This is a genomic window from Salipiger mangrovisoli (assembly GCF_015223355.1).
GTDB classification, from domain to species: Bacteria; Pseudomonadota; Alphaproteobacteria; order Rhodobacterales; family Rhodobacteraceae; genus Salipiger; species Salipiger mangrovisoli.
Genome location: NZ_JADFFK010000009.1, coordinates 222,165 through 248,787, shown reverse-complemented (window position 1 = coordinate 248,787; position 26,623 = coordinate 222,165). Strand labels below are relative to the sequence as shown.

The following is a 26,623-nucleotide window of genomic DNA, read 5'->3' as shown; positions in this document are numbered from 1 at the left end:
TTGTCGACGCAGACCACCTCGTGGCCGAAATCCGAGAAACAGACCCCGGAGACAAGCCCCACGTAGCCGGTGCCGATGATGGCAATCTTCATCTTAAAAATCCTTAGAATAACAAAACAATACGTGAGGTTTATCGCTTCCGGGGTACGACTCAAAGCAGTTTCGATCCGAGAAGGCGTCTTGCCGGGCCAAGCGCGCGCCAAAGGATCTCTGACAGGCAGCGACCCGCGTTTTGCCTGAACCGATCAACGCTTCTTCAGCCGGGTGTAGACTGGCTTCACCACGGCCCACTCGAGCTCTGCGAAGCCCGGATGGCGCGCCTTGAGCAGGCGGCGGCGGTGCAGCAGCCGGGTGAGCCGATCGGGGTGCACCCCGGGCGGCAGCGGCATGTCGAAGATCTCTTCAAGCATGAGCATCTGAAGATCGAAGGCGAGGCGGAAAGCGCGGTCGCGCCGCAGCCCGAGAAGCCAGGGCCAATCGAGACCCGCCGCCTCCTGCTGGAGCTGCATCCGCAGCGGCAGCAGGTAGCGCAAGCTGATGCCGCCCCTGGCCAGCCCGGTGTGATGCAGCATGTCATGGCTGATATTGATCAGCAGCCGCAGAGAGGGATCGGGGACGCGGAATCGCAGCCCGTCCTTTTCGCAAAGAACACGCCGCCGCTGCCAGTCGTCGCCCTGAAGGAACCGCGCGATTCCCGATTGCAGGCCCGCGTGCAGATCAAGCGTTCCGAGGTAGCCTTCTTTCCAGAAGCTGCCGGGCGAATGCTCATACTCGCTGTCCTCGAGCACGGTGAACCCGGCCTCGGCCAGAAGGCGCTGCGCGTGTTCGGCCTCGTTCGGCTCGACAAGCATGTCGACGTCGATCATCAGCCGGTAAAATTGCGCGGGATCGTCCTGAAGCGCCATCTCGCTGGCGCCCTTGATCAGGGTCGGCACGATGCCCGCGGCATTGAGCAGCCCCGTGCAGTCCGCGACCATGGCCCAGAGGCTGCGATTCCGACGACAATTGAGGGAATCGAGCTCTCCGAGGTAGGCCATCGCCTCGGGTTCGGCGGACGGAACATCTCCCTGGCGCAGCCGGTGATACAGGGCTGGCGTGACGAATTCGTCATTGGCCGTGCCGATCAGCCCTGCCCAGTCGGGCACATGACCAAGGTCGCCGCACAATGCGCGGCCAAGGCTTTCCAGAGGGGAAGTCGCAGTAAAACCTGCTCTCATGTACCCATTCCATTGCCGTTAAAAAATGGCGAAACGCGGTCACAAACCTGAACGCGGAGACGCAAAAAAAATTCTGAAAAAATCACTTACAGACAATCACTTCCAACTTGAATTCCCAGGAACACCTCCGCTTTACACGTTCATTCCACGTCACAGAACCGCGACACCTCGACGAGGGCACGCGGCAAATCCGAATACGTCAGCCGTCCGTGGCGCGCGCCTTGCAGACATCCTGCCATCGCGGCGAAGACTTCGGGCGACATGGCCTCTTCGCCCGACCAGGCGGCCGCAAGCATGGCCGAGAAGACCTCGGACAGGCTCAGATCCCTGATCGAAGCCGCGCCTTCGGACTGGCGATCGAGCTTCAAGACCCAGCCCACATCCTTCCAGCCACCATCGCCTTTCAGCCCCAGGTAGCGCACGTTCAGCGCATCCGGGCGCAGGTGCTGTCCAGCGCCTTCGATCTCTTCACGGCGGTGTCCGAGCAGCGTCCAGGAGCCCTCTTTCAACGTCACCGGAAATGGCAGTGCGGCGACCTCGCCGCTCCGCGACAGCAGCACGATGTCGTCGCTCAGCAATGAGAAGCCCGCTTCTTCGAGCGCGGTGGCAAGCGTGCTCTTGCCGGCACCCGCGTCGCCGAGCAGCAGCAGGCATCGCCCCTGCCGTTCAAGCTGGGCGGCATGCAGCATGACGTCATGGGTGTGGTCGAACAGGACTTCGGTCAGCTTGATCTTGAGCAGCGGCACCGCCTCGTGCGGTGCCACCCAGTCGATATCCTCGTCGCGGCGGGCGATGCCGATGAGCTCGCCCTGGCGTTGCACGACGATATGATCGTCGCCCCGGCTGGGCGGCACGCCAAGATGCGCGAAACAGGGCATGAGCTCTGCGCGAAGGTTCTCGTCCTCGAAGGCAAGGCCGACACGCAGCCCCGCAAGATCAAGCGTTTCGGAACAGCAAACGCGGGCCGGTCCGCTCGTCGTGGCCAGCGGCTCCAGCGCGCCGATCTGTATCAGGTCCGCAAGAATGCCGCCGCCAGTCGCAGCGGCGGCATCCGATGTCACGGACGCAACGCCAAGTTCGAACCCTGCCCAAGCCTCGGCCACCGGGGGAGTGGCCGAAAACAGAAGCTCCTTCTCTGGGACTAAGAGAAGATGCTGACGGTTCACTTCCGCCAGCGTGACCCCTGCTGCGGGGAGGACAAAAAGGTTTTCACTCAACGAAAAACGTCTTCTCAAAATGAAGAAAATCAGGAGACCGAAGAACGCCGGCCCCCGGCGGGCTTAGTGCTTATAGTGGCCGTACTTCTTCTTCATCTTGTACTTTTTCTTGTGCTTCATCCCGCCAGAACGGAAGATGCCGCCGGCATCAGCCTTCATCGAGGTGGAGAGAAGCGCGGTGACTGCAAGCGGCGTAACCGCTGCGTATTTCCCGGCCTTGCCAAGCAGCTCGCGACGGCCGGGGGATTCCAGGGAGTCACCCTGAGGTGTCTTATCAGTCATGCTAGAAAACTCCTTTTTTCAATGAATCAGACTATAGCAAAGCGCAGATACTCTGCCAATTATCTTTAAGGCTGCATTAACCTATACCTCACAGACATTTTAAGATGCCCTTCTAAGGGCGGAATGTAATCCATTTTACGCATAGGACTAATATACATTGTTTTCAGGTAGATAGGTGAAAATTCATTGGAAGCCTGCGCCTGAATTTAATGGTGCCGATGCGGGAAATCCGCTCATTTTCCGGGCAAGCCTCTGTTTCCGGTTGAGCAACATTGCCGATACGGCTGCATCCGCAGCATCGTCTTGGCATGGCGCCTGGTCAAATCACGCTGCCGCTCGCTCGAATCGCCGAACTCGGGCACCCTCAGCGAGCACCGCCGCCCGACACCCGCCATGGCTTCAACCCGCGCGCTCGCGGGGGATGTCGCCGCTCGAATGTGCCCTGACAGGCGGAGCACCGAGCAATGGCTGCCTTGAGACAGAAACCGCTTGCCTTGCAGCCGGGCAGCCCACAAGAACTTAGATATTTTTTCTTGAAATGATTTTTTGTTAGGAGTTCTTTGATGCGCACCGCTTTGGTCACTGGCTCTTCAGGCTTCATAGGTTTCCACCTGTGTCAGCGGCTCCTAGGCGACGGGTTTCGCGTCGTCGGGGTCGACAATCTCTCCGAATACTATGACGTGAACCTCAAATTGCAGCGTCAGGCGATGCTGCGAGAGTCGCCGGCCTTCTCTCTCTTCAACGCGTCTGTCGAGACCGCAGGCTTCCTCCGGGAGCTGTTCGCAACCGAGCGGCCCGACATCGTCGTGCACCTTGCGGCGCAGGCGGGCGTACGCCACTCGCTCGAAGACCCCCGCAGCTATCTCGACAGCAATATGATCGGCACCTTCGAACTGCTCGAAGCCGCCCGTGCGGTTCCGCCGGAGCATATGCTGCTCGCGTCGACGTCCTCGGTCTACGGCGCGAACACCCGCATGCCCTACGCCGAGACCGACCGGACCGACCACCAGATGTCCTTCTATGCCGCCACCAAGAAGGCCACCGAGGGCATGGCCCACAGCTACGCGCATCTCTACGGTCTGCCGGTGACGATGTTCCGCTTTTTTACCGTCTACGGGCCCTGGGGTCGGCCCGACATGGCGCTGTTCAAGTTCACCCGCGCGATTCTGGGCGGCGAGCCGATCGACGTCTACAACCACGGCCGCATGATGCGCGATTTCACCTATGTCACCGATCTGGTGCAGGGCATCCGTCTGCTGATCGACGTGGTGCCGCAGCGGCCTGCCGACGGGGTTGTCCCTCCGGGCGACTCGCTGTCGCCGGTCGCCCCCTGGCGCGTGATCAACATCGGGAACTCGCAGGCGGTGCCGCTTGGCGACTTCATCGCGGCAATCGAACGGGCGACCGGCCTGAAGGCGCTGCGCAACCCGCTGCCGATGCAGCCCGGAGACGTGCCCGCAACCTGGGCCGACGCCAGCCTGCTGCACGAGCTGACCGGCTATCGCCCCGATACGAGCCTGCTCGAGGGTGTCCAGTCCTTCGTCGAGTGGTACCGCGAGTACTACGGCGCAAACGACTGGGCGCGGGACTCGCTCAGCTCTGGCGACCTGCGCCGCATCTCCTGAGTTTCCGAGGCACCGCGCGCGACAGCGCGGGGTGCCTCGACCAAGATGTCACGCCCCCTGCGAAGGTCAGCGCAGCACGTGCACCGCGCAATGCGCATGGCGCACCACAACGGCGGCGGTCGAGCCGAGCAGGTAGTCGCTCATCGCCGGCTGGTGCGAGGCGATGATGATCAGATCGCAGCCGTTCTCCTCGCCGTATTCGAGGATGGAGCGTCCGGAGTGGCCCTCGATCACCATTCCCTTGGCGTGGGGCAGCTTCGCCGCCATGTCACCCAGCTCTTTTTCGAGCGCGGCACGCGACTGTGCCAGATACTCGGGCGGCATGTAGGTGATCGCATAGCCGGGAATGTGCTCCATCACGTGCAGCAGGGTGATCTTTGCGTCCGGGTCCGCAAGCGCCTGCGCAACCTCGATGGACTTCAGAGCCTTGGAGTCGCTGTCAAAGGCGATGGGCACGAGAATGTTCTTGTACATACGAGGCCTCCTTTCCTGACCTTGCGGCATCATGGGCTCTGCGAAGGTATAGCGCCTTGATACAAATCATCCTCGCCCGCCCAAGATGCCAACACATTTCGGGCACAATTGGGCGGTACCTCTTGGAACGGGCCGCAGAACGCGCCGCCCTCCCCCGACGGACCCGGATGGGCTCACGGGATGGCCCGGTTACCCGGCAGACCTGCAAGAACGGTCACCCTCGCCCCAATCGAACGGACCCGCCGTCGGCGCCCACGCCCGCGGTGCTTAGGAGGAGCTTGCCCATGCGCTACCTGATTGCTGAAACCACCTGGAAAATGATGAGCCTCGGCCATGCGCTGTCGCAGACCGGCACGCTGCTGACCCGTTGCGAAGCAGCCGAGGACATCGAGGAATTTCACCGTATCGGCGCGCATGATCTTCTGGTGGTCGATGCCGGCGTGCTGCGCAGCCACACCACCCTCGCCCATCTGCGGGACCTCAACCCAGAGGTGCCGATCGCGCTGATCGCCCGCGAGTCCGACGGCGCGCAGATCGCCGCCTGGCTGATGGCCGGGGCCGACACCGTGCTGTCCTCGGACGCGGCGCCCGAAGAGATCATCGCACGGCTCGCCGCGGTGGCCCGCCGCGCGCATGGCGTCTCGCTGCCGGTCAGCGACTGCGGCCCGCTGCGCTTCGATCTGGAACGGCGCCGGGTGCATTTCGGGGCAACCACGCTTTCGCTGTCGCCAAAGCTCTACGAGATCCTCGAATTCCTCGCGCTGCGCCCCGGTCGACTGGCCACGCGCGAGACGCTGATGAGCCACGTCTACGGCTTCGAGAACGAACCCGCGCCGCGGGTCTTCGATGTCTACATGTGCAACCTGCGCGCCCATCTCGCCCCCGTCGAGGCGGCGCTGTCGATCGAGACAGTGCGCGGCGAAGGCTACAGGCTGCGGGTCACCGAACGCCGCGGCACCGCCCGCACGCTGGCGGCGTGATCTGCGCCCCTCGGCCTGGCAGAGACCCCGCGCGCGGCGTCAGTAAACCGCCGCGACCTCGTAGAGCACCGGTTCGAAGCTGCGGCTGAGATCGTTGAACCTGCGATTCCACGCGCGCATCTCGGGGCTGCGCAGCATCGCCAGGAAGTCCTCGCGCCGCTCCCACTGCGAATAGTTGGCGATCCGGGTCTGCGCGTCATTGACGTGCAGACCCGCCCCGACGAACCCCGCCTGCTTCGATATGAACTCGTCATAGGCCGCCTCGAGCGCCTCGAGCAGGTCCTGGCAGGTGCCGGGGCTGGTCTCGAAGGTGGTGATGACCGTCTGGGCAGAGCTTGGATGGGTGATGGTGGGCATGGGATCCTCCTCCTGTGCCCCGTTTAGTCTGCCAGAAAACCTCGCGCTGCCAAAGTCTTCCCTTTCCCAATGGGCGACATCGCCACAACCTGCGGAAACACGCCTGCACCCCGAGAAAAGGGGGCGCAATCGGCAGACGGACCTGATAGGCTTGGCCACAAAACACGGATCACCCGGAACAGGCACGGACAGACCGGAACAGGCATGAGCAGTCCCCGTATCGACGAGACGCTGCGCGAGCAGCTGCTCTCTCGCCCCGACATGATTCTCGATGACCGCGACCTGATGCAGGCGCTCATCGCGTCCAACGAACGCGCCATGGGGTCCAATATCGTGGACCTGCGCGGCATTGCCATGGAGCGGCTCGAGTCGCGCTTGGATCGGCTCGAAGACACCCACCGCAGCGTCATCGCCGCCGCCTACGAGAACCTTGCCGGCACCAACCAGATCCACCGCGCCATCCTCAGGATGCTCGACCCGGTGGCCTTCGAGCCCTTCCTGCGCGACCTCAACGGCGAGGTCGCCGCGATCCTGCGGGTCGATATCATCCGGCTGGTGCTGGAAACCGGCCATCCCGACGACACCCGCGCCGTCAGCAAGCTTGGCGAGGTGCTGTCGCTGGCGGAACCCGGCTTCGTCGCCAGCTACCTGACCGAGCGCGTGGACGCGCCGCTGCGGCAGGTCACGCTGCGCCAGCTCGGCACCGGAGACCGGCGCATCTTCGGCCCGCGCGCAGATCTGATCCGCTCCGAGGCCTGCCTCAAGCTCGACTTCGGCCCGCGCCGCCTGCCCGGCCTGCTGGTCATGGGCTCGGAGGACCCGCAGATGTTCACGCCGCAGCAGGGCACCGATCTTCTCGCCTTCTTCGGCGGGGTGTTCGAGCGGACCATGCGTCGCTGGCTGTCGTGAGCCTTGCGCTTTCTCCGGCGGCGCGCGACGCGCTGCAAGGCTGGCTCGACCACGCTCGCGCGCTGAAGAATGCCTCGGAGAACACCATCACTGCCTATCGCGCGGACGTCGCCGAGTTCATCACCTTCCAGACGCTGCACCACGCCGAACCGCAGGGGCTGAAGCCGCTCGCCCGCGTCACCACGCCCGACATGCGCGCCTTCATGGCGCATCTGCACGGCAATGGCTGCGCGCCGCGGTCGATGGCCCGCAAGCTCTCGGCGGTGAAGAGCTTCTACCGCTGGCTGGCCGAGCGCGAGGGCTTCGAGCCCACCGCCGTGCTCTCTGCCCGCGCGCCCAAGTTCCAGAAGAAACTGCCCCGGCCCCTGACCGAGGACGCCGCCCGCGCGATGATCGACACCGTCGAGATGCAATCGCGCGAGGGCTGGATCGGCGCGCGCGACGCGGCGGTCATCACCCTGCTCTACGGCTGCGGGTTGCGCATCTCCGAGGCGCTGGGGCTGACCGGCGCCGACTGGCCCTTCGCCGAGTCGCTGCGCATCCTCGGCAAGGGCGGCAAGGAGCGGATCGTGCCGGTCATCCCCGTGGCCCGCCGCGCGGTCGAGACCTACCTCAAGCTCTGCCCCTTCGAGATCACGCCTACAAGCCCGCTCTTCCGCGGCGCCCGCGGCGGCAAGCTGAACCCGCGGCTGATCCAGTCGGTGACCGAGAAGGCGCGCATGCAGCTCGGCCTTCCCGCCAGCGCCACGCCGCACGCAATGCGCCACAGCTTCGCGACGCACCTGCTCTCGGCCGGTGGCGACCTGCGCGCCATCCAGGAGCTTCTTGGCCATGCCTCGCTGTCGACGACGCAGGCCTATACCTCGGTCGACAGCGTGCACCTGATGAAGGTCTACGAGGCAACGCACCCCAAGGCGCGCTGATCTTGCCCTGCTGCGCCAGAGGGCGCAGAACACCGGCATGACTGGACCTGATACATCTTTCGAGTCGCCCTTCTGGGCGGGTGGCGCGCTGGTCGCCGGGGTTGACGAAGTTGGCCGCGGGCCGCTTGCCGGGCCGGTGGTCGCCGCCGCGGTGATCCTTGATCCGGCGCTGATCCCCACGGGGCTCAACGACTCCAAGAAACTCACCCTCAAGCGCCGCGAGGCGCTGGAGCCGATCATCCGCGCGCAGGCACAGGTCGGGCTCGGCGTGGCCACGGTCGAGGAGATCGACGAGATCAACATCCTACAGGCCACCCACCTCGCCATGCGCCGCGCCGTCGCGGCCCTGCCCGCGCGACCGGCGCATCTGCTGATCGACGGCAACCGCCTGCCGCCCGATCTGCCCTGCCCCGCCACGGCTGTGGTTAAGGGGGATGGTAAGTCTGTGAGTATCTCGGCTGCTTCGATCGTCGCGAAGATTTGGCGGGACGCTCTGATGCGGGACTTGGCGCAACAGTACCCGCATTACGGGTGGGAAACTAACGCAGGGTACGGCTCCAAAAAGCACATGGATGGGCTCCGAGATTTCGGTGTGACCCCACACCATAGAAGATCCTTCGCACCCATACACAATATCTTGTATCAAGACGCAAACGTAAGGTCCTGATTTAAAAAAACAAATTGACCCCGATTCGCTGTTCCCCCATTTTATCCCCAATCCAAGAGCGCAAAAATGCGCCGGGGCAGAGGCAGAGAATGACAGCGATGACCAAAACGAAGGGCGCAACAGCGCTCCCACTCAACACGATTCTTTCCGGCGACTGCATCGAGCAGATGAACGCCCTGCCGGAGGCGTCGGTAGATCTGATCTTCGCGGATCCGCCTTACAACCTTCAACTCAAAGGCGAACTTCACCGTCCCGACAACTCGCGCGTCGACGCCGTCGACGACCATTGGGACCAGTTCGACAGCTTCGCCGCCTATGACCGCTTCACCCGCGACTGGCTCAAGGCCGCGAAGCGCCTTCTCAAGCCGAACGGCGCGCTCTGGGTGATCGGGTCCTACCACAACATCTTCCGCGTCGGCGCGGCGCTGCAGGATGCGGGCTACTGGATCCTCAACGACGTCGTGTGGCGCAAGTCGAACCCGATGCCGAACTTCCGCGGCAAGCGCTTCACCAACGCCCACGAGACGATGATCTGGGCCTCGAAGAGCGAGAATGCCAAGTACACCTTCAACTACGAGGCGCTGAAGGCGCTGAACGAAGGCGTGCAGATGCGTTCCGATTGGGTGCTGCCGATCTGCAATGGCGGCGAGCGGCTGAAGGATGCCAACGGCGACAAGGCGCACCCGACGCAGAAACCCGCCTCGCTGCTGCACCGTGTGCTGGTCGGCTCGACCAACCCCGGCGACGTTGTGCTCGACCCGTTCTTCGGCACCGGCACCACCGGCGCCGTCGCCAAGATGCTGGGCCGCGACTTCATCGGCATCGAGCGCGAGGCGGCCTACCGCGAAGTCGCCGAGAAGCGCATCGCCTCGATCCGCCCCTTCGACCGCTCCTCGCTGGAAGTGACCCGCGCCAAGCGCGCCGAGCCGCGTGTGCCCTTCGGCCAGGTGGTCGAGCGCGGCATGCTGAACCCCGGCGAGATGCTGGTCTCGTCCTCGGGCAAGAGCGCCAAGGTGCGCGCCGATGGCACGCTGATCGGCGCCGAGGTGAAAGGCTCGATCCACCAGGTCGGTGCCCAGCTCGAGGGCGCGCCCTCGTGCAACGGCTGGACCTACTGGCACTTCAAGCGCGAGGGCAAGCTGGTCCCGATCGACGTGCTGCGTCAGCAGATCCGCGACGAGATGGCCGACCGCCCGAACTGAGTTCCAGGGACAAGAACGGTTTCACGACCGCCGGTGCCTGCTTCGGCAGGCACGAACTCGCCCCGCCGGCTCGTCTGCCTGGCGGGGCTTTTTCTTTCTGCTTCAAGCAGGGGAAAGGTGCCGGACACCAGCAGCGCCGGTCGTCTGTGCCAGAGGTCTCCGCGCGGCCGTTGTGCCCTCAGCGCCGCCCGGCCATCTTGCGCAGCGTGCCGTCACGCCAGAGGCTCTCGTGCACGCCCACCATGGCGATATGGCCGAGGATCAGCACCGCCAGCACCCAGCCGAGCTCGCCGTGCAGCAGGTTGGCAAGGCCGGTGGCCCAGGCGATCTCGGCCTCGCGGGGGGCAAACACCTCGATTCCGAAGGGCGCAAAGCCGCGCGTGCCTCCCCAGGCGCGCAGCAGCGCGAGAGAGGGGATGGCGATCATCAGCGCATAGAGCAGCCCGTGGCCCGCTGCCGCCGCCTTGGCGACCAGCCCGGTGCCATGCTCGGGACGGCGTTTGCGGCTTGCCAGCGCCCAAAGCGCCCGGACCACCACCAGCCAGAAGATGACAAATCCCACCGGTTGGTGGGTGCCGACGAAGAAGCCGACGAAATCGTTGCGCCCGAAGATCAGCTTCAGCCCCATGCCGAGGAATTGCCACAGGATCAGCACCGCCACCGCCCAGTGCAGCAGCCGAGAAATGGCGCCGTAGCGCTCCGCGCTGTCCAGAATCTGCATCATAATCTCTCCTGAAAATCAGGGCTGCGAGAGCCCGTCCACCATGACCATCACGCGCCCTTCAGAGCAGCGTTCGACCCGTGCCTCGATGCCGTAGACCTGTGACAGGCTCTGCGGCGTCAGCACCTCTGCCGGCGCGCCAGAGGCGCGCAGCGCGCCGCCTTCGAGCAGGACCACCCGGTCAGCCCATTGCGCCGCCAGCGCCAGATCGTGCAGCACCGCGATGACGATGCGCCCCTCGCATGCGAGCTTGCGGGCCTCTGACAGAAGCTGGAACTGCCGCGCCAGATCGAGCGCCGAGGTCGGCTCGTCGAGCAGCAGCAGCTTCGGGTCGCGGATCATCGCCTGCGCCAGCCCCACCGCCTGCCGCTGCCCGCCCGAGAGCGCCGCCATCGGCCGCAGTGCCAGATCGGCAAGCCCGAAGCGCTCCAGAACCTCCAGCGCGTGACGCCCGGCGGCGGGGCCGCGCAGCGCCCGCCCGGCCAGCCCGCCGCCCGCGTTCATCGCCACGGTCAGGCTGTCGAGCACCGTCAGCGCCGAGCGACTTTCGAGGCTCTGCGGCATGAAGCCGATGAGCCGCGCCATCTCGGCGCGCGGCAGAGCGTGCAGCGGCTGCCCTTCCAGAAGGACCTCGCCCGTCGAGGGGAGCAGCCCGGCAATCGCCCGCAGAAGCGTCGACTTGCCCGCCGCGTTCGGACCGGCGATCACCGCGAACTCGCCCATTGCAAACGTCGGCAGGGTCAGCCCGTCGATCACCTTGCGCGTCCCGCGCGCGACCGTCAGGCCACGAATATCGAGGCTCATCGCGCGCTCCCCCGCAAGATCAGCGCGAAGAACACCGGCAGGCCGACCAGCGAGGTGACGATGCCCACCGGCAGCAGGATGCCCGGCACCAGCAGCTTCGAGGCGACCGAGGCCAGCGACATCAGCAGCGCCCCGGTGAAGAGGCTGGCGGGCAGCAGGAAACGGTGATCCTCGCCGACCGCCATGCGCGCGATATGCGGCCCGGCGAGGCCGACGAAGCCGATGACGCCGACCATCGAGACCGAGGCCGCGGCCAGCAGGCTCACCCGCACCAGCGTCCAGCGCCGCAGGTGCGCCACGTCGAGCCCGAAGCCCTGCGCCTGATCAGCCCCGAGCCGCAGCGCGGTCAGCCGCCACGAGGCGGCCAGCGAGAACGGCAGGCAGAGCGCCAGCACCAGCGCCAGCACCGCGATGCCCTCCCAGCGGGCGTTGACGAGGCTGCCCATGGTCCAGAACACCAGTTGCTGCAGCGCGTCCGGCGAGGCGACGAATTGCACCAGCGCGAGCAGCGCCGCAGCGGTGAAATTCACCGCGATGCCCAGCAGGATCACCACTTCGGAGCCGCCGCCGCGCAGTGCCGCGGCAAGTTGCAGCAGCCCCAGCGCGAGCAGCGCGAAGAGGAACGCATTGGCCGAGACGGCCCAGAGCGCCGGAATGCCGGGAATCGCGAGACCCAGAACGATCGCCGTACCGGCACCAAGCGCCGCCGACGCGGAGATGCCCAGAGTGAAGGGCTCGGCCAGAGGGTTGTCGAGCACGGTCTGCATTTCGGCGCCCGAGAGCGACAGCGCCGCCCCGACCAGCAGCGCCATGACCGCCACCGGCAGGCGCACCTGCCAGACGATCACCTCGGCGGCCTTCGGCACCTCGCCGAGGCCGGTCAACGCCCGCAGCACCTGCCCGAGCGGCAGGCCGGAGGGCCCCGAGACGAGGTCGAGCAGAACCGAGGCGAGCGCCCCAATCGCAAGCAGGGCAACAAGTTGCACGCGGCGCTGGCTGCGCCGGGTCTGTTCGGCAAGGATCGCCTCCACCGCGCTCATTCGGCGGGGGTCCAGTAGCTGCCGCTCATCGGAACCGGCGAGAAACGGTCCTCGAACTCGGCCATGGTGGCCATCGGGTCGAGGTCCGGGAAAAGGTCCGGGTGGAAGCGCTTGGCCAGCGCCTCGATCAGCGCGATATGCGCCGGGAAGTCGTTGAACAGGTGCCAGATGCCGATCGCCCGCCCTTCCTGAACGGCGCGCAGGTCCGCGAAGCCGGGGGTCGCGGTCAGCGCGGCGAAACTCTGCTCCGCCGTCTCCGCGTCGATGCCTGCGCCCAGCACCAACCCGCCCCGCGCCGCCATATGCGCGCCGCCCGTGGCAAGGTAGACGTCGGGATCCGCGGCCAGCAGGTTCTCGAGCCCGACGTTGCCCATCACCCCCGGCACGCTGTCGCGGCCGATGTTATAGCCGCCGGCCGCCTCGACGAACTCGTCGAAAACACCCGGCCCGACGGTGGCGCAGCAGCCGTTCGGCGCCGCGTGCACGTGGATGAACACACGCGGCGGTGCGGGCTGCGTGGCCTTCAACGTCAGGCGCAGGGCATCAAGGTGCTCCTGATAGAATTCGGCAAAGTCCTCCGCCCGCGCTTCGGCCCCGGTCAGCGCGCCGATCAGACGCAGGCTCGGCAGGGTGTTGTCCAGCGGCGCCGTGAAGAAATCTACGAAAGCCACCGGGATTCCCGCGGCCTCGAGCTGGCGCAGCGGCATCTCCATCTGCGGATCGCGCGCATCCATGAGACTCAGCAGCACGAGATCCGGCATCAGCGCGATGGTGCTCTCGACCGAGAGCTGCCGGTTGCCCGCCCCCACCGCCGCCACGTCGGCCAGCGCCGGGAACTTGGCGAGATAGGCCTCATAGGTGGCCGGGTCGAGCCCCTTGTCCTGCCGCCAGCCCGCCAGCAGCGCCACCGGATCATCGTGCAACATCCCCAGCACCGCAAGGTGCCGCCCCTCGCCCAGCACGATCCTTTGTGCCGGAGCCTGCAGCACCACGTCGCGTCCCGCCAGATCGGTCACCCGGATCTCGGCCCGGACCGGCGCGGCAGACAGCGTCAGGCTCGCAACAACCAGCAGAAGGGCAAACGGGAGCCAGCTGGCCCAGAGGGTTCGCGGATGCCTGAGACGCAGAGTCATGGGAGTCCTTTCTTCGGCACGATCGGCCATTGCAGCCGGCGCCAAGGGAAATTACTTGAGTGGTATTGTCAACTAATAAGCCCGAGAGCGAATGTCATGTGCGAAACAGCCCCGCAGGCCCCCCTGCCACCGCATCGCGGGCGCGAGGCGACGCTGGAAATCCTTTCGGTGCCCGTTGCTTCGCACGTCCTGAGTAGCCGCGTCCTGCCACGCGCAAGCTGTGGTCCCGACGACCCCGAGGCACCGGCTGTCCGGCTCTTCCTCGCGGTGCCGAAGGAAGGCGCGCCCGCCAGCGGCTGGCCGATCCTCTACATGCTGGACGGCAACGCCGCCTTCGATTTCCTGACCCCTGCGCTGCTCGAATCCGCGCCGGGGCTGGTGCTCGCGGGCATCGGCTATGACACCGAAAAGCAGTTCGCCCGCGCGCACCGCATCTTCGACTACTCGCCTCCCGTCTGCGCCGGAGCCGCACCTCGCCCGGACCCGCATCACCCCGAGCGCCTCGCGGGCGGGGCCGAGACCTACCTCGCCCGGCTCACCGGCAGCATCCGCGCCGAGGTCGAGCGTGACCTGCCTGTCGATCCGGCGCGGCGCACGCTTTGGGGACACAGTTTCGGCGGGCTCTTCACGCTCTATAGCGCACTGACGCGCCCCGAGAGCTTTGCCCGTTTTGCCGCGATCAGCCCCTCGGTCTGGTGGGATGAAGCGCTGGTGGCGCGGCTCGTGGACACCCGCAGCATTGCCGAGGGGCGCGCCCGGCCGCTCCATTTCGGCATGGGCGACAGGGAAAAGCGCACCGGCAGCGCCGGCCCGCAGCCGGACGGCCCGCCCGCCGCGACGCTGCGGGCGATCGAGCGGCTGCGGGCCAGACCTGCAGGGCTGGAGATCTCGGCACAGGTCTATCCCGGCGCGGTGCATATCGCCGCGCTGCCCGCCTCGCTGCCGGGTGCCCTGGCACTGGCCGCCCGCGCCTGAGCCCCGCACCGCGGCTCAGGCGCGCAGCACCTCCGTCAGCTGCCCAGCCTCTGCCGCGACCATGCGCGCCGAAAACGCCGGCCCCAGCGCCTCGGCCGCCGCCTGCGAGACCATTTCGGGGTGCAACAGCGGCAGGTCGATCGCCACCACCTGCGCCGCATGAGGCGCCCAGAGCCCCGCATGCAGGTCGCGGCCCGCGTGATCGCGCGCCGCGCGGACATGGGTGAGCACGCCGTCGTAGCGCCGATGATGGTGCCCCCGGATCAGCCGGTTGGTGCCGGTGACCAGCTGCACCACCGCATCAAGCACCGCGTCCGGCAGGCTGCCGAGCGGGGTGCCGCCCTGTTTGAGAAAGCCTACCACTGCGGCGCGGCTGTCGAGATCCGGGTGGCGGTCAGGATCGTGCCCGGCAATGGCCAGAAGCGCGCGCAACGCCTCGGCGTCGGTCAGCTCGGGCTCGGCGCGCCAGCACTCTGCCGGATAGCTGTCGAGCATCGCGACCAGCCCCAGCGCGCGGCCACGCGCCGCGAGCTCCACCGCGACCTCCTGGGCGAGAATACCACCCACTGACCAGCCTGCGAGATGGATCATCCCGCGTGGTGCCTGCGCCTCGATCCGGTCCGCGTAATCCGACGCCAGCGCGCGAAGAGCACCGGGCAGCGGTGCGCCGGTCAGCATCGGGGATTGCAGGGCAAAGACCGGGCGCGGCGCCGTCAATGCCCGCGCCAGCCGCCGATAGCCCCAGCCCAACCCGCCCGCCGGGTGCAGGATGAAGAGCAGCGCCCCCTGCCCCTCGGCCAGCGGCAGCAACGGGGCGAGACCCGCGCGGGCCGTGTCCGCCATCTCCAGCGCTCGTGCGAGCTGGGCAAGACCGGGCGTTTCGAAGATCTGCCCCAGTCCCGGATCCTGCCCGAAGATGGCTTCGATGCGGAAGCTGAGGGTCAGCGCCGTCAGGCTGTCGCCGCCAAGGTCGAAGAAATCCGCCTCGCGCCCCGGCGCTTGCGGCAGGTGCAGCACCTCGGCATAGAGCGCCGCGAGACGTTCCTCGACCGGGCCGACCGGCGGCGTGCCCTTCGGCATCGACAGCACCGGCGCGGGCAGCGCCTTGCGGTCCAGCTTGCCGGAACTGGTCATCGGCCAGCTTTCCAGCGCGACCACCGCCGCGGGCACCATGTGCGCGGGCAGCGCGGTCGCCAGGTCGGCCAGCAGCGGCGCGCTGTCGAAGGCCGGGCCGGTCAGCACATAGGCCACGAGTCGCGGCTCCGCGCCACCGTCGGCGCGGGCGATGACCACGGCGTCGCGCACCAGCCCGGTGACCCTGATGGCCCCCTCGATCTCACCCGGCTCGATGCGCATCCCGCGGATCTTGACCTGATGATCGGCGCGGCCCGCGTAGACCACCGCCCCGTCGGGCCGCATGAAGGCCACGTCCCCCGTCGCGTAGAGCCGCGCGCCACGGCGGAAGGGATCGGGGACGAAGCGTTCCGCCGTCAGATCGGGTCGCCCGAGGTATCCCCGCGCCAGTTGCACCCCGCCGAGGTAGAGCTGCCCATGAACACCCGGCGGCACCGGGCGCATCCGCGCGTCGAGCACATGCACGCGGGTGTTCCAGACCGGGAAGCCGATGGGCAACGGCTGACTCTCGTCCTCGGGCGCGGCGTCCCAATAGGTCACGTCCACCGCCGCCTCGGTCGGGCCATAGAGGTTGTGCAGCTGCGCCTTGACCCGCGCGTGGAAGCGGGTCCTGTGTTCGGCGGTCAGCGCCTCGCCAGAGCAGAAAACGCGCGTCAGTTCGAGCCCTTCCGACGCCGGGGCCTCGAGGAAGGCCGAGAGCATCGAGGGCACGAAATGCATCGTGGTGATGCCCTGCGCACGGACCAGCCGCGCGATGGCCGAGGGGTCGCGATGCGCGCCCGGTTCGGCAAAGACCAGCGTGCCGCCGCAGAGGTAGGGCAGGAACAGCTCCCAGACCGACACGTCGAAGGTGATCGGGGTCTTCTGCAGGATGCGGTCCGCGGTATCGATACCATAGTGGTCGCGCATCCACAGCAGCCGGTTCACGATGGCGCGGTGCTCGATCATCACCCCCTTGGGCTCGCCGGTCGAGCCGGAGGTGAAGAGGATATAGGCCAGATCGTCCGGCGTGGTGCCGGGCTCGGGCGCTTCACCGGTCTCGGGCCATGCCTCGGGCGCAAAGGGGGCCATGCCGCCGGCGTCGAGATCCGCCTCGGCCAGCAGCGCCACAGCGCCGGTACGCTCGAGCAGCGCGCCGAGCCGGGCGGGCGGGTTCTCGGGATCGAGCGGGACATAGGCCGCCCCGGCGCGCAGGATTGCCACCAGCGCCACCGCAAGGTGCTCGGAGCGCGGCAGCGCCGTGGCCACCACCTTTCCCGGCCCGGCCCCTCGTGCGTGCAGCGCCGACGCGAGGGCGGCGGAGCGCCGGTCCAGTTCGGCATAGCTAAGGGTCGTTGACCCGAAAGCCACCGCAGGCGCGTCCGGCGTGGCACGCATCTGCGCGCATATGAGATCGGTGAGCGTGATCTCGGGGACCGGATGATCCGTGGCATTGACCCCATGCACCGCCCACCGCTCTTCCTGCGGCGTCAGCGTCGGCACGTCGGCGAGCCTTTCGCTGCCGAGCGCCCCCATCAAGAAGACTTCCAGACGCGCGAGGTGCGCCCGCGCCTCCGCCTTGGAATAGAGCGCCGGGTTGCTGTCGATCTCGAGCGACAGCGAGGCAATCGCGTCGCCCCGGAAGGTGGCGGTGATGTCGTCCACCGCCCCCGCGCCGAGGATGTGCAGATGCGCCTCAAGCCCGGCGAAGCGCGGCGGCATGTCGAAAGGCTGCACGTTGATCAGCGGACCATAGAGACGGGCATCGATGGCGGTGCGGCGCAGGTCCCGGCGCAGCTGTTCGGAGCGGTAGCGCCCATGTTTGCGCAGGCTGCCGAGCCGCCGCGCCTCGGCCTGCAGCAGCTCCGGCAGCGGCGTATCCTCATCCGGGTCGCAGCGGTAGGGCAGCACGTTCATCCACATGCAGGGGACGCGGGCGGCCTTCGTGCCCATGCGTCCCATGAAGGGCAGGCCGAAAACCCGCTCGCCGGTCCCCGAGACGCGCGAGAAATAGGCGGCGGTCAGCACCGTCAGAACGTCGGGCCAGCCCACTCTTGCGGCCTTCGAGACGGCCATCAGCCTGGCGCGAAACTCCTGCGACAGTTCGGCACGCGCCCGGTCCAAGCGGGTCGAGGTGACCGCCCGACCCTCGGCGGGACCTGCCACCGTTTCCAGTCCGCGCATCTCGCCCTGCCAGAAGGCGGCCTCCGCCGCGCGGCGTTCGGAAGCCCGGTAGGCGGCGTCTTCCTCGAAGACAGCACCGAGCGCCGGGAACGGCGCCGGAGGCTTGCCGGTCTCTTGCGCCGAATACAGCTCTCCGACACGGTTGGTCAGAAGCACGATGCCGAAGCCATCGGTGGCGAGATGGTGGATGCGCTCGTACCAGAAGGCGCGGTCCCCGCTCAGAAGATAGAGCGCGAAACGGCTGGCCTGCTCCTCGGCAAGGTCGATGGCGCGATCATTGTCGGCCCACATGCGCGCCAGCGCCTCGGCCTCGGGATCCCCGGCATTGGCCAGATCGACCACCTCCAGCCGCGGCCCCGCTTCGGCCAGCCATTGCCGCGGCGCGCCGCCTTCCATGCCGAAGCGCAGGCGCAAGGCAGGGCTCTGCGCCACCGCCGCGTCGAAGGCGCGGGTGAAACGCGCGACGTCAAGCCCGCCGCGCAGCTCGATGTACTGGCCGCAGTTGAAGATCGGGTTCGCGCGGTCGAGCGCCTGTGCGTACCACAGGCCCTCCTGCGCCTCGGTGAGCGGGAAAGCCGTGCGCCCCGGTATCATGTCAGACCCCGACCTTCTGGGCCGCGACGACACCCCACCAGCCGGCAAAGGTCTGATGCTCCCAGATCTCGGAGAGATCCGCGTCCTCGGCCTCGTCCTGCCAGCCCATGACCAGCAACATCAGCCGCATCGAGTCGAGCCCGAGGTCGAAGAGGTTGGCCTCGGCGGTGATTTCTTCCGGCGCGATCTCCAGCGCCTCGGCGATGTCGGCGCGCATTTTCTCCTGCGTCAGGCTCATGCGGCGTCTCCTTTGTTCAGGTAGGTGTCCTTAAGCGCGGCGCGCAGCGCCTTGCGGCTGACCTTGCCCACGGCGGTGGTCTCGAAGGCGGGGACAAAGACGATCTGGTCCGGCACCTTGAACTCGGCGATGCCGCGGTCGCGGACGAAGGCCTTTAGGTCCTTCGACTGCACCTCGCCCTCGGCGCGCACCACGAAGGCGCAGGTCTTCTCGCCGAGGAACTTGTCGGGCAGCGCCACGACGGCGGCATCGAAGACGCCCTCATGCGCGATCAGGTGGTCCTCGACCTCCTCGGCCGAGATCTTCTCGCCGGCGCGGTTGATATGATCCCCGGCCCGGCCCCGCACCTCCAGGTAGCCGCCGGGCAGGCGGCGCACCACGTCGCCGGTGCGGTAAAAGCCGTCGGGGGTGAAGCTGCGGGCATTGGCCGAGGGCTCCTCGTGGTAGCCGCGGATGGTGTAGGGCCCGCGGGTGTAGAGGTTTCCGGGCTCGCCCTCGGGTACCGGATTGCCGTCGTCGTCAAGCACCAGAACCTCGTCGTCGGGGCTGATCGGGCGGCCCTGGGTGTTGATGATGATGTCTTCGGGATCGTCGAGGCGGGTGTAGTTCACCAGACCCTCAGCCATGCCGAAGACCTGCTGCAGCGTGCAGCCAAGCGTCGGGCGGACCCTGGCCGCCGCCTCGGGGATGAACTTTGCGCCGCCGACGCCCAGCACCTGCAGGCTCGAGAGGTCGTGCTTCGAGCGCGGCGCGGCCTGCATCCAGAGCAGCGCGAGGGGCGGGACGAGGCCGGTGATCGTCACGCCGTGCTCGGCGATCAGGCGGAAGGCGACCTCGGGCTGCGGGTTCGGGCTCATGACCACGGTGCCGCCCACGTGCAGCACGCCGAGGTACCCGGGCGAGCTCATCGGGAAATTGTGCGCGGCAGGGAGGGCACAGAGGTAGACGCTCTCGGCGTTCAGCCCGCAGATCTCGGCAGAGGCGCGGACGCTGTAGAGGTAGTCGTCATGGGTGCGGGGGATCAGCTTCGGCAGGCCCGTCGAGCCGCCGGAGATCTGCAGGAAGGCGACCTCGCGCGGGTTGCGCGGAACAGGGGCAGTCAGCCCCTGGTCTCCAAGGCCGTCGAAGGCGGTGAATTCCGCCGCCGCGCCCGCCACGATCACATGGGCGACGCCCGGCACTTCCGCCAGCACCTTGCGCGCCAGCGGCAGGTAGTCGAAGCCGTCGTGCCGGTCGGCGATCACATAGGCCCGCGCCCCGGACTTGGCGGCGAGATGCAGCACCTCGGTCTCGCGGTGGGCGGGCAGCGCGTAGACCGGCACCAACCCCGCGTAGAAGAGGCCGAAGACAGCCACTAGGAACTCCGCCCGGTTCGGCAGCTGCACCAGCACCCGCTCTCCCGGCGCGAGCCCCAGACCCGCGAAGCCCTCGGCCGCGACGCGGGCGCGGCGGGCAAGCTCGGCGTAGCTCCAGCGCGCCTCGCCGGCGACAAGCGCGAGACGCTCTCCGAAATCGGCTTCCAGCCGGTCGAGCATCCGGCCAAAGGTCTCGCCCTGCCAGTGGCCGTTCGCGACGTAGAGCCGCTCGAAGGATTCAGGCCAGATCTGCCGGGGAATGCTCATGGTCGTGTCGCCTCTGACTGTTCCTGCACCGCGTGACCGGCGGCGCTGTCCTTGCGCTACCAATCACTACAAAAACAGTCAACTTACAAGACCGTGTCTTTCAGTCGGAATTGCGCGCGGCGCTTCGCCGCCCCTACACCCCGGCCGTCGGGCCTCAGTTGCGGCGGCTCAGATAGACCCCAAAGAGGATCAGGACGACGCCCGCGAGTTGCAGCGCCAGCATCGCATCCACGCCACGCAGAAGATCCAGCGCCACGCTCGACAGCATCTGCCCGGCGACCAGCAGCCCGCCGGTGAGGGCGGCGCCCAGGCGCGGAATGAGCCAGCTGCCGCTGGCCACGAAGACCACCCCGATCGCCCCGCCCACCCAGGCGAACCAATGCGCGCTGGCGGCTTCGGCGGGCCAGAGACTGCCCGCCACCAGTGCGCAGGGCACCAGCACGGCAAACCCAACGGCATGGTTCCAGAAGGACGATTGCATCGCCGAGGTCGACAGCGCGAGCCGCCCGTTGAGCTGCCGCGACAGGGTCACCAGCATGCCGGACCCGATGCCGAGAAGGATCATCCAGATCATGCCGCGCTTCCCCGTGCGAAGATAATCAGCAGCGTCCCGGCGATGATCGCCGCGAGCGCCAAAAGGTCATTGCGGCGCGGCAAGCGCCGCTCCATGCCCAGCGCGCCCGTGGCGTCGAAGATCAGCGCCAGCACCACCTGCCCCGCCAGCCCCAGCGCCATCGTCCCGGTCAGCGCCAGCGACGAGTTCACCACCACCGTCGAGACGACGACGGTGAGCGCGCCAGAAATCCCGCCGAGATAGGCCCAGAGCGGCGCGCGGGCACGCGGCGCTTTCGGACCTTTGTCAGCGCGGAGCCAGAACAGCGCAAGCAGCAGCACCGCCACCGCCGTTCCGACGCCATGCGCGGTCAACGAGGCGAAGATGGGTGTCGTATGCGCCGCCATCATCCCGTTGCTCAGCAACATGAGCGTCAGCAGGGACCCGGCGCAGAGCGCCGCGCAAATTTCCAGAGGGTTCGGCCTGCGGGGTCCTGCGACACCGGACGTTGTGGCGGCCATGGCAGCTCCTGCAACCTAGGGTAAACTTTCCCCTGCATAGCCTCCACGCGCGGCGGACGTAAGTGTTTCAGACAGAGTTGTTTCACGTTCTTAGGTTTCCGAAGGATCTAGCCTTGCGCGTCGAAGAGTGCTGCTGGTCCGAGATTTTCGCATGGCTGACAGGCTATTCCCGACCTCGAGATCGCAAGCGGGTTTCCAGCCGCGAAAGGCAAGACCCGTCGATGAGCTGACCCTTTCGGCAACCTGAACAGGGGTGAGACCGGAGCGCGCGGCGGGCGATCAGGTCCAGTCCCGATGGCGCCGCGGCTCGGGTCGAACTCTCGTCACCAGAACACCGGCGCCGTCATGCGGACGTTACGAATCGACGATATCTGGCTGTGGAAACGTTTCCAAATGAGGGCCCGACATGGCGCGCGGCACGAAGATCACGATACGGGACGTCGCGGCCCGCGCAGGGTGCAGCGTGGCAACGGCAAGCCGCGTGCTGAACCGCTCCGGAGCGACCAGTGCCGACAGCCGGGCACGTGTCGAGCGCGCCGCTGCGGACCTGGGGTTCGCCTTTTCCGCCATTGGCCGCGCCCTGCAGAGCAGCCGGTCGATGACGGTGGGCGTGCTGGTGCCCTCGCTGGCAAACCCGGTTTTCGCGGAGGCGGTGCAAGGCGCTCAGGAACAGCTGCGCGATGCGGGCTATCAATGCCTGATCGCCAGTTCGACCTATGACCCAGAGCGTGACGCCGAGGCGCTCCGGGTCCTGACTGCAAAGCAGGTCGACGGGCTGATCGTCACGATGGTGGCACCCGAAGACAGCTCCGAGCTGGGCGCGGCGCGCGCGAGCGGCATTCCCGCCGTGTTGATGTTCCACGATCCGCGTGCGGGGCTGCTGTCGGCGCATGTCGACAATGCCGCCGCCGCCCGAGAGGTCGCGCGCCGATGCGCCGATGCCGGTCACCGCAACACCGGCTTTCTCGCGCTCAGGTTCTCGACCTCGGACAGATCCCGCGCGCGGTTCACCGGCTTCATGCAGGGTTGCGCTGCGCTCGGCATGGCCGCCCCCGTGCTCGTCGAGGTTTCTGAGGACGAGGCTGCCAGCCCGGCCGCTCTTGCCCGGACGCTTTCTGCCCACCCCGGCCTGACCGCGATCTTCGCCTCGAACGATGTCCTGGCGATCGCGCTGCAACGTGCGGCGCGCGAGCTCGGGCTGCGGGTGCCGCAGGATCTGTCGGTGATCGGCTTCGACGGGATCGAGATCGGTCGCCACCTGGACCGCCCCCTGACCACGGTCGAAACAGACCCGGAAGCGATGGGCCGGCAAGCGGCCCGCCTGCTTCTCGCCATGCTGCGGGGAGAGATGCCGGAGCCGCCGGCCCCCCTGCCCTTCACCTTCCGTCCCGGAGCCACGCTTGGCGCCCCGGCGGAGGATCGCGACGACGACCGGGCGGCCACCCGGTCGCCGTCAGCCCATCCCGACCAAAATCCATCGTTCAAACGAACCTGACAGGACGAACACATGTCTCATACCGCCCGCGTCGCCTTTGTGACAACAGCTCTCGCAACGCTCTGCCTTGCCGCCCCGGCCATGGCAGAGGACGCCGTGTGCTACAACTGCCCGCCGGAATGGGCCGATTGGTCCTCGATGCTCGAGGCGCTCGACCACGAGATCGGCGTGCAGATGCCGCATGACAACAAGAACTCCGGCCAGACCTTCGCGCAGCTGGTCGCCGAGCGCGACAACCCGGTGGCGGACGTGGCCTATTACGGCGTCACCACCGGCATCAAGGCCGGGGCCGAGGGGCTGGTGCAGCCCTACAAGCCCGAAGGCTTCGAGGACGTGCCCGAGGGGCTGAAGGACCCCGAGGGCAAGTGGGTCGCCGTCCACTACGGCACCATCGGCTTCTTCGTGAACGTCGACGCGCTTGGCGGCGCGCCCGTGCCGCAGTGCTTCGCCGATCTGACCAAGCCCGAGTATCGCGGCATGGTGGGCTATCTCGACCCGTCGTCGGCCTTCGTCGGCTACGCCGCCGCGGTGGCCGCCAACCTCGCCTTCGATGGCGATCTCGACAATTTCGATCCGGCGATCACCTATTTCTCCGAACTGGCGCAGAACGATCCGATGGTGCCCAAGCAGACCTCCTACGCGCGGGTGGTCTCGGGCGAGATCCCGATCCTCTTCGACTACGACTTCAACGCCTATCGCGCCAAGTACCAGGAAGACGGCAACTTCGAGTTCGTCCTGCCCTGCGAAGGCTCGATCCGCGTACCCTACGTGATGGGCCTCGTGGCTGACGCGCCGCACGCCGAAACCGGCAAGAAGGTGCTCGACTTCATCCTGTCGGACGAGGGCCAGGCGATCTGGACCAACGCCTACCTGCAACCCGCCCGCCCGGTCGAGCTGCCCGCAGATGTCGCCGAGAAGTTCCTGCCCGCCTCCGAATACAAACGCGCCGTCGCGGTTGACTACGCGCAGATGGAGGCGGTCCAGCAGGCCTTTGGCGAGCGCTACCTGTCAGAGGTGAAGTGACGCCGCGCCCGGAGGAGACCCCTCCTCCGGGCACCCAAACCGCCGAGGCCACGCGCGACAGGGCGACACCGAGCGTCCTCCCAGCGGGCCGTTGGCCCCATCCCTCCCCAAGCGGGCCGACGGCCCGGAAGTCCCACATGTCCATACGCTTCTTCTCTCTGGCCTGCCTGCTGCCGCTGGCGAGCTTCACGCTGGCCTTCCTGGCGCTGCCGCTCACGCGGCTGGTGCTCGGCGCCGCCTCGGGCGACGACGGCTGGGGGGTCTACTGGCAGATCCTGCAGACCCCGCGCTATATCTCGGCGCTGCTGCAGACCATCTGGATCTCGGCGACGGTCACCGTAGCGGCGCTGGCGATCTCCACCACGGCGGCGCTCTTCCTGCAGCGGAACCGCTTTCCCGGCCGCAGCCTGCTTCTCTCTGTGCTGACCTTGCCGCTGGCCTTTCCGGGGGTCGTCGTCGGCTTCATGATCATCCTGCTCGCCGGGCGTCAGGGGCTGGTCAACCAGCTCACCCCCGGTCACACGGTGTTTGCCTATTCGTCTTTCGGGCTCTTTCTCGGCTACCTCTACTTCTCCATCCCGCGCGTCCTGCTGACGGTCATGGCCGCCGCCGAGAAGATCGACCCCGCCCTCGAAGAGGCCGCCCGAACCCTCGGCGCGCCCGCGTGGCGGGTGACATGGGACGTGCTCCTGCCAGCGCTGCGCCCGGCGCTGATCGCCGCCGGGGCCATCGCCTTCGCCACCGCCATGGGGGCCTTCGGCACCGCCTTCACGCTGGCCACCGACATCGACGTGCTGCCGATGGTCATCTACACCGAGTTCACCCTGTCGGCGAATTTCGCCATGGCCTCGGCGCTCTCGGTGGTGCTCGGGCTTGTCACCTGGGGGCTGCTGCTGACCGCGCGCAGCCTTTCGGGCGGCACCATCGCGGCGGGGGGCTGAGATGCGGATCGCCAAGGCACTGCAACTCACGCTCACCCTGCTGGCCTGCGCCTTCCTGCTGGTGCCGACGATCCAGTCGGTGCTGGCCGGGGTCACCGCGAACTATTTCCGCGGGCTCTCGTCGGGGCTCACGCTGAAATGGGTGGCCGAGGTCTGGTCGCTCTATTCCGGCAGCATCTTCCTGTCGATCGGCCTGGCGCTGGCCTGCCTCGTGGTGACCACGCTGATCGGCGTGCCCGCCGCCTACGCGCTGGCGCGCAGACCCGGCCGCGGCTCGCGGGTGATCGAGGAGTTCGTCTCGCTGCCGCTCGCCATTCCGGGCCTCGCGCTGGCGCTGGCGCTCCTGCAGCTCTACGGCAGCCTGCAGGGGTTCCGCGCGCATTGGAGCTTCATCCTCGTTGGCCACGTGCTCTACACGCTGCCCTTCATGCTGCGTGCCGTGCTCGCCGTACTGGCGGCGATCGATCTCAGGAGCCTTGAGGAAAGCGCCGCCACGCTCGGCGCCGGGCCATGGCGCCGCTTCATCGACGTGGTGGTGCCCAACGCGCTGCCCGGTGTGCTCGCCGGGGGGCTGACGGTGGTCACCCTGTCGATCGGCGAGTTCAACCTGACGTGGATGCTGCACACCCCGTTCCTGAAAACCCTGCCGGTGGGGCTGGCCGACAGCTACGCCTCCATGCGGCTCGAGATCGCCTCGGCCTACACGCTGGTCTTCTTCGTGATGATCGTGCCGCTGCTGATGGCAATGCAATGGGCCAGCTCCCGCGCCCAGAGGATGTTCCGATGACCCTGACGCTCTCGAAGGTCGCCAAGACCTTCCCGGATGGCACACGTGCCCTGAACCCCACATCGCTGGAGATCGCCGAGGGCGAGATCCTCTCGCTGCTCGGCCCCTCCGGCTGCGGCAAGACCACGCTTCTGCGGATCATCGCCGGGCTCGAGAGCGCCGATGCGGGCGGCACGCTCAGCTTCAACGGCGAGGATGTGACGCGCCTGCCCGTCGAGCGGCGCAAGATCGGCATGGTGTTCCAGAACTACGCGCTGTTCCCCAACATGTCGGTGCGCGGCAACATCGGCTACGGGCTGAAGATGGCAGGGCTGCCGCGTGCCGCGATCGCCGCACGGGTTGCAGAGGTGGTCGCCCTGTGCCGCCTCGAGCCCTACGCCGACCGTGCGATCACCGCGCTCTCGGGCGGCCAGCGCCAGCGGGTCGCGCTGGCCCGCGCCGTGGCGCCGCGCCCGCGGGTGCTGCTGCTCGACGAGCCGCTCTCCGCCCTCGATGCCGCGCTGCGCACCGACCTGCGCGACGAGCTGGCCGAGCTGCTGCGCGCCGTCGGGACAACCGCCGTCTTTGTCACCCACGACCAGGACGAGGCCATGGCGATCGCCGATCGGGTCGCCGTGATGAGCATGGGAAACATGCTGCAGATCGGTGCGCCCGAGGCGCTCTACCGACGCCCCGCCGACGCCTTCGTCGCGCGCTTCGTCGGCAACGCGATGCCGCTCGGCGGGCGGATCGAAGGCGACAGGCTGCTCATCGACGGGGCGGTCTTGCCGCTGGCGCAGCCCGCGCATGGAACCACTGCCTGGGTGCGGGGTGAAGACATTGCGCTCGACGATGCCGGCCCCCTGCCCGCGACCGTGGACGCGGTGACCTTCCTCGGCACCCACTACCGCATCAAGCTGACCACCACCGGCCCGGCGCCTCTGTTTTCCCTGCACCACGGCCATAGCGCCCCCCGCCCCGGCGACACGGTGCGGCTGTCCATTCCGCCGCATGCGATCCTGACCCTGCCCGCCGCAGCCTGATTGA

At 67.4% G+C, this 26,623-nt stretch carries 27 protein-coding genes; 12 read left to right on the top strand and 15 right to left on the bottom strand.

All coding sequences use genetic code 11. The features are described 5' to 3' along the window. From IQ782_RS14145 to IQ782_RS14130, 4 genes are all read right to left on the bottom strand, one after another. On the bottom strand, window positions 1-92 hold a 92-nt coding region (locus IQ782_RS14145; RefSeq protein ID WP_164193639.1), incomplete at its 3' end, for a hypothetical protein. Window positions 93-245: 153 nt separating this feature from the next. Further along, on the bottom strand, window positions 246-1,217 hold the full coding sequence (locus IQ782_RS14140; protein WP_194135288.1) for a nucleotidyltransferase family protein: 972 nt from the start codon (window positions 1,215-1,217) through the stop codon (window positions 246-248). A 140-nt stretch (window positions 1,218-1,357) separates the two neighbouring features. Continuing rightward, the gene (locus IQ782_RS14135) at window positions 1,358-2,278 is read right to left on the bottom strand and encodes a hypothetical protein (RefSeq protein ID WP_194135287.1); all 921 of its coding nucleotides are present in this window, start codon (window positions 2,276-2,278) and stop codon (window positions 1,358-1,360) included. A 219-nt stretch (window positions 2,279-2,497) separates the two neighbouring features. Next, complete coding sequence (locus IQ782_RS14130) at window positions 2,498-2,716, bottom strand: hypothetical protein (RefSeq protein WP_194135286.1); 219 nt, start codon at window positions 2,714-2,716, stop codon at window positions 2,498-2,500. 563 nt (window positions 2,717-3,279) lie between these two features. Between IQ782_RS14130 and IQ782_RS14125 the strand changes: the two genes are divergently transcribed. Further along, the gene (locus tag IQ782_RS14125; protein WP_194135285.1) at window positions 3,280-4,341 is read left to right on the top strand and encodes an NAD-dependent epimerase/dehydratase family protein; all 1,062 of its coding nucleotides are present in this window, start codon (window positions 3,280-3,282) and stop codon (window positions 4,339-4,341) included. A 66-nt stretch (window positions 4,342-4,407) separates the two neighbouring features. Here the strand turns inward: IQ782_RS14125 and IQ782_RS14120 are convergent, their stop codons facing one another. After that, window positions 4,408-4,815 (bottom strand): universal stress protein, encoded by a 408-nt coding sequence (locus IQ782_RS14120; protein WP_194135284.1) that lies wholly within the window; start codon window positions 4,813-4,815, stop codon window positions 4,408-4,410. 284 nt (window positions 4,816-5,099) lie between these two features. Here IQ782_RS14120 and IQ782_RS14115 point away from each other — a divergent pair, with 284 nt between their 5' ends. Then, entirely contained in the window at window positions 5,100-5,795 is a 696-nt protein-coding gene (locus tag IQ782_RS14115; protein WP_194135283.1) for a winged helix-turn-helix transcriptional regulator, read from the top strand. A gap of 39 nt (window positions 5,796-5,834) precedes the next feature. Here IQ782_RS14115 and IQ782_RS14110 read toward each other — a convergent pair whose 3' ends face one another. Beyond that, window positions 5,835-6,152, bottom strand: a complete 318-nt coding sequence (locus IQ782_RS14110; protein WP_194135282.1) for an antibiotic biosynthesis monooxygenase family protein — start codon at window positions 6,150-6,152, stop codon at window positions 5,835-5,837. A 204-nt stretch (window positions 6,153-6,356) separates the two neighbouring features. Between IQ782_RS14110 and IQ782_RS14105 the strand changes: the two genes are divergently transcribed. The 4 genes from IQ782_RS14105 to IQ782_RS14090 all read left to right on the top strand — a co-directional run bounded on the left by IQ782_RS14105 (window position 6,357) and on the right by IQ782_RS14090 (window position 9,853). After that, window positions 6,357-7,061: a DUF484 family protein gene (locus IQ782_RS14105; RefSeq protein ID WP_194135281.1), complete on the top strand. Its 705-nt coding sequence runs from the start codon at window positions 6,357-6,359 to the stop codon at window positions 7,059-7,061. Next, the gene (locus tag IQ782_RS14100) at window positions 7,058-7,984 is read left to right on the top strand and encodes a tyrosine-type recombinase/integrase (protein ID WP_194135280.1); all 927 of its coding nucleotides are present in this window, start codon (window positions 7,058-7,060) and stop codon (window positions 7,982-7,984) included. The genes IQ782_RS14105 and IQ782_RS14100 overlap by 4 nt, the downstream gene beginning before the upstream one ends. A 37-nt stretch (window positions 7,985-8,021) precedes the next feature. Beyond that, the gene (locus IQ782_RS14095) at window positions 8,022-8,651 is read left to right on the top strand and encodes a ribonuclease HII (protein ID WP_194135279.1); all 630 of its coding nucleotides are present in this window, start codon (window positions 8,022-8,024) and stop codon (window positions 8,649-8,651) included. An 89-nt stretch (window positions 8,652-8,740) separates the two neighbouring features. Then, window positions 8,741-9,853 (top strand): site-specific DNA-methyltransferase, encoded by a 1,113-nt coding sequence (locus IQ782_RS14090; protein ID WP_194135278.1) that lies wholly within the window; start codon window positions 8,741-8,743, stop codon window positions 9,851-9,853. Window positions 9,854-10,031: 178 nt separating this feature from the next. On the opposite strand, the gene IQ782_RS14085 is transcribed toward IQ782_RS14090, so the two are convergent. Genes IQ782_RS14085 through IQ782_RS14070 form a run of 4 tightly spaced genes read right to left on the bottom strand, consistent with a single transcriptional unit; the run spans window position 10,032 to window position 13,551 of the window. Beyond that, on the bottom strand, window positions 10,032-10,577 hold the full coding sequence (locus tag IQ782_RS14085; protein WP_194135277.1) for a cytochrome b: 546 nt from the start codon (window positions 10,575-10,577) through the stop codon (window positions 10,032-10,034). A 15-nt stretch (window positions 10,578-10,592) separates the two neighbouring features. Then, on the bottom strand, window positions 10,593-11,378 hold the full coding sequence (locus IQ782_RS14080) for an ABC transporter ATP-binding protein (protein ID WP_194135276.1): 786 nt from the start codon (window positions 11,376-11,378) through the stop codon (window positions 10,593-10,595). Further along, a complete protein-coding gene (locus IQ782_RS14075; protein ID WP_194135275.1) occupies window positions 11,375-12,418 on the bottom strand; it encodes a FecCD family ABC transporter permease in 1,044 nt (347 codons plus the stop codon). Before IQ782_RS14075 ends, IQ782_RS14080 begins: the two co-directional genes overlap by 4 nt. Beyond that, on the bottom strand, window positions 12,415-13,551 hold the full coding sequence (locus IQ782_RS14070) for an ABC transporter substrate-binding protein (RefSeq protein ID WP_194135274.1): 1,137 nt from the start codon (window positions 13,549-13,551) through the stop codon (window positions 12,415-12,417). Before IQ782_RS14070 ends, IQ782_RS14075 begins: the two co-directional genes overlap by 4 nt. Window positions 13,552-13,647: 96 nt before the next feature. On the opposite strand from IQ782_RS14070, the gene IQ782_RS14065 reads away from it, so the two are divergent. Continuing rightward, window positions 13,648-14,526, top strand: coding sequence for an alpha/beta hydrolase (locus IQ782_RS14065; protein ID WP_194135273.1), 879 nt, complete (start codon window positions 13,648-13,650; stop codon window positions 14,524-14,526). Window positions 14,527-14,541: 15 nt separating this feature from the next. Here IQ782_RS14065 and IQ782_RS14060 read toward each other — a convergent pair whose 3' ends face one another. From IQ782_RS14060 to IQ782_RS14040, 5 genes are all read right to left on the bottom strand, one after another. Further along, window positions 14,542-18,417: a non-ribosomal peptide synthetase gene (locus tag IQ782_RS14060; RefSeq protein WP_194135272.1), complete on the bottom strand. Its 3,876-nt coding sequence runs from the start codon at window positions 18,415-18,417 to the stop codon at window positions 14,542-14,544. Between the two features lies 1 nt (window position 18,418). Continuing rightward, window positions 18,419-18,655 carry a phosphopantetheine-binding protein gene (locus IQ782_RS14055; protein WP_194135271.1) on the bottom strand — a complete coding sequence of 79 codons (237 nt, stop codon included), beginning with the start codon at window positions 18,653-18,655 and terminating at the stop codon, window positions 18,419-18,421. Next, on the bottom strand, window positions 18,652-20,277 hold the full coding sequence (locus IQ782_RS14050) for a (2,3-dihydroxybenzoyl)adenylate synthase (protein ID WP_194135270.1): 1,626 nt from the start codon (window positions 20,275-20,277) through the stop codon (window positions 18,652-18,654). Before IQ782_RS14050 ends, IQ782_RS14055 begins: the two co-directional genes overlap by 4 nt. A gap of 154 nt (window positions 20,278-20,431) precedes the next feature. Next, window positions 20,432-20,851: a DMT family transporter gene (locus IQ782_RS14045; RefSeq protein WP_194135269.1), complete on the bottom strand. Its 420-nt coding sequence runs from the start codon at window positions 20,849-20,851 to the stop codon at window positions 20,432-20,434. Then, a complete protein-coding gene (locus IQ782_RS14040; protein ID WP_194135268.1) occupies window positions 20,848-21,351 on the bottom strand; it encodes a DMT family transporter in 504 nt (167 codons plus the stop codon). Before IQ782_RS14040 ends, IQ782_RS14045 begins: the two co-directional genes overlap by 4 nt. Before the next feature lie 406 nt (window positions 21,352-21,757). Between IQ782_RS14040 and IQ782_RS14035 the strand changes: the two genes are divergently transcribed. From IQ782_RS14035 to IQ782_RS14015, 5 genes are all read left to right on the top strand, one after another. Further along, window positions 21,758-22,846, top strand: a complete 1,089-nt coding sequence (locus IQ782_RS14035) for a LacI family DNA-binding transcriptional regulator (protein ID WP_194135267.1) — start codon at window positions 21,758-21,760, stop codon at window positions 22,844-22,846. 12 nt (window positions 22,847-22,858) lie between these two features. Then, a complete protein-coding gene (locus tag IQ782_RS14030; protein WP_194135266.1) occupies window positions 22,859-23,869 on the top strand; it encodes an extracellular solute-binding protein in 1,011 nt (336 codons plus the stop codon). A 137-nt stretch (window positions 23,870-24,006) separates the two neighbouring features. After that, window positions 24,007-24,810 (top strand): ABC transporter permease, encoded by an 804-nt coding sequence (locus IQ782_RS14025; RefSeq protein WP_194135265.1) that lies wholly within the window; start codon window positions 24,007-24,009, stop codon window positions 24,808-24,810. A 1-nt stretch (window position 24,811) separates the two neighbouring features. Next, window positions 24,812-25,597 (top strand): ABC transporter permease, encoded by a 786-nt coding sequence (locus tag IQ782_RS14020; protein WP_194135264.1) that lies wholly within the window; start codon window positions 24,812-24,814, stop codon window positions 25,595-25,597. Continuing rightward, complete coding sequence (locus tag IQ782_RS14015; protein WP_194135263.1) at window positions 25,594-26,619, top strand: ABC transporter ATP-binding protein; 1,026 nt, start codon at window positions 25,594-25,596, stop codon at window positions 26,617-26,619. The genes IQ782_RS14020 and IQ782_RS14015 overlap by 4 nt, the downstream gene beginning before the upstream one ends. Window positions 26,620-26,623: the final 4 nt, after the last annotated feature.

What these genes read in the sequence shown, in the direction of transcription:
- IQ782_RS14085 (WP_194135277.1), bottom strand. Translation starts at nt 10,577, where the DNA reads ATGATGCAGATTCTGGACAGCGCGGAGCGCTACGGCGCCATTTCTCGG.
- IQ782_RS14090 (WP_194135278.1), top strand. Translation starts at nt 8,741, where the DNA reads ATGACAGCGATGACCAAAACGAAGGGCGCAACAGCGCTCCCACTCAAC.
- IQ782_RS14140 (WP_194135288.1), bottom strand. Translation starts at nt 1,217, where the DNA reads ATGAGAGCAGGTTTTACTGCGACTTCCCCTCTGGAAAGCCTTGGCCGC.
- IQ782_RS14065 (WP_194135273.1), top strand. Translation starts at nt 13,648, where the DNA reads ATGTGCGAAACAGCCCCGCAGGCCCCCCTGCCACCGCATCGCGGGCGC.
- IQ782_RS14080 (WP_194135276.1), bottom strand. Translation starts at nt 11,378, where the DNA reads ATGAGCCTCGATATTCGTGGCCTGACGGTCGCGCGCGGGACGCGCAAG.
- IQ782_RS14125 (WP_194135285.1), top strand. Translation starts at nt 3,280, where the DNA reads ATGCGCACCGCTTTGGTCACTGGCTCTTCAGGCTTCATAGGTTTCCAC.
- IQ782_RS14055 (WP_194135271.1), bottom strand. Translation starts at nt 18,655, where the DNA reads ATGAGCCTGACGCAGGAGAAAATGCGCGCCGACATCGCCGAGGCGCTG.
- IQ782_RS14095 (WP_194135279.1), top strand. Translation starts at nt 8,022, where the DNA reads ATGACTGGACCTGATACATCTTTCGAGTCGCCCTTCTGGGCGGGTGGC.
- IQ782_RS14075 (WP_194135275.1), bottom strand. Translation starts at nt 12,418, where the DNA reads ATGAGCGCGGTGGAGGCGATCCTTGCCGAACAGACCCGGCGCAGCCAG.
- IQ782_RS14060 (WP_194135272.1), bottom strand. Translation starts at nt 18,417, where the DNA reads ATGATACCGGGGCGCACGGCTTTCCCGCTCACCGAGGCGCAGGAGGGC.
- IQ782_RS14030 (WP_194135266.1), top strand. Translation starts at nt 22,859, where the DNA reads ATGTCTCATACCGCCCGCGTCGCCTTTGTGACAACAGCTCTCGCAACG.
- IQ782_RS14105 (WP_194135281.1), top strand. Translation starts at nt 6,357, where the DNA reads ATGAGCAGTCCCCGTATCGACGAGACGCTGCGCGAGCAGCTGCTCTCT.
- IQ782_RS14120 (WP_194135284.1), bottom strand. Translation starts at nt 4,815, where the DNA reads ATGTACAAGAACATTCTCGTGCCCATCGCCTTTGACAGCGACTCCAAG.
- IQ782_RS14045 (WP_194135269.1), bottom strand. Translation starts at nt 20,851, where the DNA reads ATGATCTGGATGATCCTTCTCGGCATCGGGTCCGGCATGCTGGTGACC.
- IQ782_RS14035 (WP_194135267.1), top strand. Translation starts at nt 21,758, where the DNA reads ATGGCGCGCGGCACGAAGATCACGATACGGGACGTCGCGGCCCGCGCA.
- IQ782_RS14130 (WP_194135286.1), bottom strand. Translation starts at nt 2,716, where the DNA reads ATGACTGATAAGACACCTCAGGGTGACTCCCTGGAATCCCCCGGCCGT.
- IQ782_RS14015 (WP_194135263.1), top strand. Translation starts at nt 25,594, where the DNA reads ATGACCCTGACGCTCTCGAAGGTCGCCAAGACCTTCCCGGATGGCACA.
- IQ782_RS14025 (WP_194135265.1), top strand. Translation starts at nt 24,007, where the DNA reads ATGTCCATACGCTTCTTCTCTCTGGCCTGCCTGCTGCCGCTGGCGAGC.
- IQ782_RS14050 (WP_194135270.1), bottom strand. Translation starts at nt 20,277, where the DNA reads ATGAGCATTCCCCGGCAGATCTGGCCTGAATCCTTCGAGCGGCTCTAC.
- IQ782_RS14020 (WP_194135264.1), top strand. Translation starts at nt 24,812, where the DNA reads ATGCGGATCGCCAAGGCACTGCAACTCACGCTCACCCTGCTGGCCTGC.
- IQ782_RS14115 (WP_194135283.1), top strand. Translation starts at nt 5,100, where the DNA reads ATGCGCTACCTGATTGCTGAAACCACCTGGAAAATGATGAGCCTCGGC.
- IQ782_RS14070 (WP_194135274.1), bottom strand. Translation starts at nt 13,551, where the DNA reads ATGACTCTGCGTCTCAGGCATCCGCGAACCCTCTGGGCCAGCTGGCTC.
- IQ782_RS14040 (WP_194135268.1), bottom strand. Translation starts at nt 21,351, where the DNA reads ATGGCCGCCACAACGTCCGGTGTCGCAGGACCCCGCAGGCCGAACCCT.
- IQ782_RS14110 (WP_194135282.1), bottom strand. Translation starts at nt 6,152, where the DNA reads ATGCCCACCATCACCCATCCAAGCTCTGCCCAGACGGTCATCACCACC.